The organism is Actinocrinis puniceicyclus (assembly GCF_018283645.1).
Taxonomy (GTDB): Bacteria; Actinomycetota; Actinomycetes; order Streptomycetales; family Catenulisporaceae; genus Actinocrinis; species Actinocrinis puniceicyclus.
The window spans coordinates 1-430 of sequence record NZ_JAGSXH010000396.1 but is presented as its reverse complement, the minus strand read 5'-3'; the positions used below and the strand labels follow the sequence as shown (position 1 = coordinate 430).

Genomic DNA, 430 nt, shown 5'->3' with positions numbered 1-430 from the left:
ACCCGGCAGACCACCGACTCCCGCGCCAAGCCCGCCGCCCGGCAGACCCTCAACGCCACCAGCCCCGGTCGTACCGCCGTAGCCACCGGCACCACCACCGTATGTACCACCCGCGCCCGTGCCGTATGTTCCACCGCTGCCGTAACCACCACCAGGCCCGCCAGCCCCGCCGAGGCCCTGCGTGAAGGTGTCTCCGCCGGGGTTGTTGTAGGTGGGGACCTTTACGTCCGAGCCGCCGCCACCACCAGCAGAGTTGCCGCCGCCGCCATAGCCACCGCCGCTTCCGTAGCCGCCGCTACCTCCGGCTCCCCCGCCGCCATAGCCGCCACCGTAACTCCCACCGCCGCTTCCGTAGCCGCCGCTACCGCCAGCTCCCCCGCCGCCATAGCCGCCACCGCCAGAACTGCTGCCGCCGCCCCCACCCGTACCC

General features: G+C 73.3%; 1 protein-coding gene. It reads right to left on the bottom strand.

Annotated elements, in window-relative coordinates; all coding sequences use genetic code 11:
- Positions 1 to 221: 221 nt before the first annotated feature.
- Positions 222 to 430, bottom strand: a 209-nt coding sequence (locus tag KGA66_RS31310; RefSeq protein WP_281416903.1) for a hypothetical protein, incomplete at its 5' end; no start/stop codon positions are given.